1 protein-coding gene is annotated in these 341 nt (G+C 67.4%); it reads right to left on the reverse strand.

Annotated features, from left to right (window positions below):
- Window positions 1–341 (reverse strand): hypothetical protein (locus tag OQ02_RS39560; RefSeq protein ID WP_033443818.1); only part of this gene is annotated, 341 nt, incomplete at both ends.

Below are 341 nucleotides of genomic sequence, written 5' to 3' on the forward strand. Positions count from 1 at the left end.
GCCTTCACCATCTTGACGGCGTCGTCCATGATGGTCAGGTTGCGCAGGCCCAGGAAGTCCATCTTGAGCAGGCCCAGCGACTCGCACTGCGGGTAGTCCCACTGCGTGATGGTGACGCCGTCGGTGTGCCGCACCCAGATCGGCGCGTGGTCGACGATCGGCTCGCTGGACATGATCACGCCGGCCGCGTGCACGCCCATCTGGCGGACCAGGCCCTCGACGCCGCGGGCGGTGTCGATGACCTTCTTGACGTCCGGCTCGTTCTCGTACATCGCGCGGATCTCGCCGGCCTCGCTGTAGCGCGGGTGGGAGGGGTCGGTGATGCCGTTGAGGTCGATGCC

The sequence above is a fragment of the Saccharothrix sp. NRRL B-16314 genome (genome assembly GCF_000716595.1).
Classification (GTDB): Bacteria; Actinomycetota; Actinomycetes; order Mycobacteriales; family Pseudonocardiaceae; genus Actinosynnema.